The organism is Paraburkholderia podalyriae, from assembly GCF_014397785.1.
Lineage (GTDB): Bacteria > Pseudomonadota > Gammaproteobacteria > Burkholderiales > Burkholderiaceae > Paraburkholderia > Paraburkholderia podalyriae.
Window position 1 is genome coordinate 1 of record NZ_VZQQ01000179.1, and the last position, 2,591, is coordinate 2,591.

The 2,591-nt window shown below is 61.8% G+C and carries 3 protein-coding genes; all 3 read left to right on the forward strand.

Features of this window, described 5'->3' with window-relative positions:
• Positions 1-84: 84 nt before the first annotated feature.
• Genes tnpA through tnpC form a run of 3 tightly spaced genes read left to right on the forward strand, consistent with a single transcriptional unit; the run spans position 85 to position 2,450 of the window.
• Positions 85-504 carry an IS66-like element accessory protein TnpA gene (gene tnpA, locus F6X42_RS45475; RefSeq protein ID WP_187639676.1) on the forward strand — a complete coding sequence of 140 codons (420 nt, stop codon included), beginning with the start codon at positions 85-87 and terminating at the stop codon, positions 502-504.
• Complete coding sequence (gene tnpB, locus F6X42_RS42215; RefSeq protein WP_134143433.1) at positions 501-845, forward strand: IS66 family insertion sequence element accessory protein TnpB; 345 nt, start codon at positions 501-503, stop codon at positions 843-845. Before tnpA ends, tnpB begins: the two co-directional genes overlap by 4 nt.
• 30 nt (positions 846-875) lie before the next feature.
• The gene (tnpC, locus tag F6X42_RS42220) at positions 876-2,450 is read left to right on the forward strand and encodes an IS66 family transposase (protein WP_187639677.1); all 1,575 of its coding nucleotides are present in this window, start codon (positions 876-878) and stop codon (positions 2,448-2,450) included.
• Positions 2,451-2,591 lie beyond the last annotated feature (141 nt).

The window sequence follows — 2,591 nt, forward strand, 5'->3', positions numbered from 1 at the left end:
GTAAGCGACTCGGCACGACCGTTTCTCACTGCTGAATATTTCGACGCATGATGGGCGCGTTCAGCTTGATGGAGACAGTCAGCCATGTCGAACGCAGCGAGCCGTACGCATCCCCATCGCACGTATGCGCAAGAATTCAAGCAGCAGGTGATTAGGGAGACATTGGAACCCGGCATGTCGGTGTCGATTGTTGCGCGACGGCACGACATCAACGCCAATGTAGTGTTCGCATGGCGCAAGCAATACCGTGAAGGCAAGCTTGTCATTCCTGCACTCGAAGCTGCGCCGAGCGTGCCCAGCACGAAGCTGCTGAGCGTCGACGTGATCGACTTGGCATTGGTACCGCGGCCGCCTGAGCCGGCAGTGGCGTCGCAAGCGCCGAGCGGCGTACCGATGCCGGCGCCCGTGTGCGAAATCGAGGTCGAGATCGGCAAACGGCGTGTGAGGATTCGCGGCCTGTCTGCCGAGCGCGCTGAAGCGTTCCTGCAGGAATGCCTGAAGTGATCGCGCTGCCGGCAGGTACGCGCGTTTGGCTCGTGGCCGGCGTGACAGATATGCGCTGTGGCTTCCAGGGGCTGGCCGCGAAAGTGCAGACAGCGCTCGAAGACAATCCGCTAGGTGGCAACGTATTCATCTTCCGCGGCCGCCGCGGCGATCTCGTGAAGCTGCTTTGGGCGACCGACGATGGGCTCTGGCTGCTCGCAAAACGATTGGAGCGAGGCCGGTTTATCTGGCCCCAGGCCGACGGTGGAAAGATCCATCTGACGAGCGCACAGCTATCGATGCTCCTCGAAGGCATCGACTGGCGACACCCGCAACGCACCGCTGCTCTGTCGATGTTGTAAACCACATCGAAGGCTCGTAAACTGCGACGCATGTCCCAATCTGCGCCGCTTCCCACCACCGTCGCGGAGCTCCAGGCTCTGGTGCTCGAGCAGCAGGCGTCGATCGAGAACATGGTGCGGGAGATCGCCGCACGAGACGACGAAATCGAACGCCTGAAGGCGCAGATCGACAAGCTCAGGCGGATGTACTTCGGGAGCAAGTCCGAGAAACTGGCCCGGCAGATCGACAAACTCGAGGCGCAGCTGGAAGACCTGACGGCCGGTCGGGGCGCTGCCGAGACGCGAGGGCACCGAAACAAGACGTCGACGGCGCCGCCCGGTCGAGCGCCCACGCGAGAGCCGCTGCCGCAGCACTTGCCACGCGATGAAATCGAACTTACACCGAATCCGGCTTGCCCAAGGTGTGCGACAACGATGCGGCGACTCGGCGAGGATGTTTCCGAGCAGCTCGCGCGCGTAGCGGCTGCGTTCAAAGTGATCCGCACGATCCGTCACAAGCTGTGCTGTCCTGACTGCGGCCACATCGAACAGCCCGCGATGCCCAGCCTGCCCATCGAGCACAGCATCGCGCATCCGAGCCTGCTGGCCGACATTGCGGTATCGAAGTTCGCCGATCACCAACCGCTGTACCGCCAATCGGAGATTGCGGCACGCGACGGCGTGACGCTGGATCGCGCCAGCATGGGCCGCTGGATCGGGCAGATCGCCGAGCTCTGCGGGCCGCTTGTTGAAGCGATCCAGCGCTATGTGCTGGTCCCCGGCAAGGTACACGTCGATGACACACCGGTTGCGGTGCTCGCGCCAGGCAACGGAAAGACGGTGACCGGTCGCTTCTGGGTCTACGTGCGTGACGATCATCGCTCGGGCTCGACTGAGCCGGCTGCGGTATGGTTCGACTTCTCGTCGAATCGCAAAGGCGTCCATCCTCAGACCCGGCTCGCCGCATTCCGCGGCATCCTGCAGGCCGATGCTTACGCCGGTTTCGATCAACTGTATGCGAGCGGCGAGATCCACGAAGCGGCATGCTGGGATCACGCAAGGAGGTACATCTACGATGTTCATGCGCGCACACCGACTCCAGATACCCAGCAACTGCTCGAGATGATCGGAGAGCTCTACAGCATCGAAGCCGACATCCGCGGCAAGGCGCCTGACGAGCGTCTGCGCTTCAGGCAGGAAAAGAGCAAGCCGTTGCTCGGGAAGCTCGAAGCGACGATCAGGGTGAAACTCGCGACGCTATCGACGAAGTCCGCGCTCGCAAAAGCAATCAACTACTCGCTGAACCACTGGGCGGCGCTCGTGTTCTACTGCGAGGACGGTCGAGTCGAGATCAGTAACGTGCTTGCCGAGAATGCGCTGCGCTGTGTCGCGCTTGGACGCAAAAACTATCTGTTCGTCGGCTCCGACAGCGGGGGCGAGCGAGCCGCCGCGATGTATAGCTTGATCGGGTCGGCAAAGCTCAACGGGATCAACCCGCGCGCCTATCTGGAACACGTCCTGACCCATATCGCTGATCACAAGATCTCACGCATCGACGAATTGCTGCCCTGGAACGTGGCCGACAAACTGAAGCCGGCCACTCCGCCTAGACCCTTAACCGGGTAGATCTGGATAAATTTGCGTGAATCGTGCCCACGATCGCCGATCATGGACACGACCCCCTGATCTATACGAATTCCACCACGACAGCACCATCATGCCTTGCGCGCGCGCGAATGAGGAACTGGCCCAGCCGAGCCGCTTACG

Bases quoted from the DNA above. Each gene is read 5' to 3' on its own strand.
- tnpA (WP_187639676.1), top strand. From the start codon at position 85: ATGTCGAACGCAGCGAGCCGTACGCATCCCCATCGCACGTATGCGCAA.
- tnpC (WP_187639677.1), top strand. From the start codon at position 876: ATGTCCCAATCTGCGCCGCTTCCCACCACCGTCGCGGAGCTCCAGGCT.